Annotated in this window: 2 tRNA genes and 1 rRNA gene (1 of these 3 only partly in view); all 3 read left to right on the top strand. The window is 60.1% G+C overall.

The features are described 5' to 3' along the window. Positions 1-5: 5 nt before the first annotated feature. A tRNA-Ile gene (locus tag EU555_RS27810) sits at positions 6-82 on the top strand. Between the two features lie 39 nt (positions 83-121). Continuing rightward, positions 122-197 (top strand) — tRNA-Ala (locus tag EU555_RS27805). A 269-nt stretch (positions 198-466) separates the two neighbouring features. Beyond that, a 23S ribosomal RNA gene (locus tag EU555_RS27800) occupies positions 467-1,326 on the top strand; it runs 1,960 nt beyond the window's last position.

Raw genomic sequence — 1,326 nt, 5'->3', positions numbered from 1 at the left:
GCGACGGGCCTGTAGCTCAGGTGGTTAGAGCGCACCCCTGATAAGGGTGAGGTCGGACGTTCGAGTCGTCCCAGGCCCACCAGGATCAGGTGACGGCCTCTCGCCACGAGCGGCGCCCCACGGGGCTGTAGCTCAGTCGGGAGAGCGCGTGCTTTGCAAGCATGAGGTCGTCGGTTCGATCCCGTCCAGCTCCACCACCCTCCCCCGCTGAAAGCAGCAGGGTCGAGGGTCGTCCGGATCAAGGAGCTTCGCACCATCGACGCGTTCAGCGGGTGGCTGCGGATATCTGACATCGTGAAGAGGGAATGTGCCCAGGCCAGCGCGAAAGCGGCCGGCCCGGGTGCGTTCGGCAAGCATAAGGCAGCTGCTGCGAAAGCGGTGGCTGCCGGTCTTTATCGTGACCGTGGATGGTCGTGAGCGACAGCCTGTGCGGCTGTGGCTCACACCGGACACCGATCATGAGAGCGATCAAGTGCCTTAAGAGCATCTGGTGGATGCCTTGGCGCTGAGAGGCGATGAAGGACGTGGTACGCTGCGATAAGCCTTGGGGAGCTGCGAACGAGCTTTGATCCAGGGATCTCCGAATGGGGAAACCCACCTTCCGCCACCGTATCGTGGAGACAGGGCGACCTGCTTCCAGGCTACGATGGTTCATGAAGGTATCAGGCCCTGAATCCATAGGGGTTTGAAGCGAACCCGGGGAACTGAAACATCTCAGTACCCGGAGGAAAGGACATCAACGAGACTCCGTCAGTAGTGGCGAGCGAACGCGGACCAGGCCAGCGCCTGGCATGACGCTTACCGGAACGGCCTGGAATGGCCGGCGAGATGGGTGACAGCCCCGTACGGGACAGGCGATTGCCAGGACACGAGTAAGGCGGGACACGTGAAATCCTGTCTGAAGATGGGGGGACCACCCTCCAAGCCTAAGTACTCCTCAGCGACCGATAGCGAACCAGTACCGTGAGGGAAAGGTGAAAAGCACCCCGACGAGGGGAGTGAAACAGTTCCTGAAACCGGATGCTTACAAACAGTGGGAGCCCAAGATCCGTTCTGGGTGACCGCGTACCTTTTGTATAATGGGTCAGCGACTTAGAGTTACGAGCAAGCTTAAGCCGGTAGGCGAAGGCGCAGCGAAAGCGAGTCTGAACAGGGCGTTTTGGCGATCCCTCGGGATCGCTTCCAGTTCGTGGCTCTAGACCCGAAACCAGGTGATCTAGCCATGCGCAGGATGAAGGTGCGGTAACACGCACTGGAGGTCCGAACCAGTGCCCGTTGAAAAGGTCTTGGATGACGTGTGGCTAGGGGTGAAAGGCCAATCAAACC

It is taken from the genome of Methylobacterium nonmethylotrophicum, assembly GCF_004745635.1.
GTDB lineage: Bacteria > Pseudomonadota > Alphaproteobacteria > Rhizobiales > Beijerinckiaceae > Methylobacterium > Methylobacterium nonmethylotrophicum.
The sequence above is the reverse complement of the archived record's forward strand: the minus strand, read 5'-3'. Positions and strand labels throughout refer to the sequence as shown.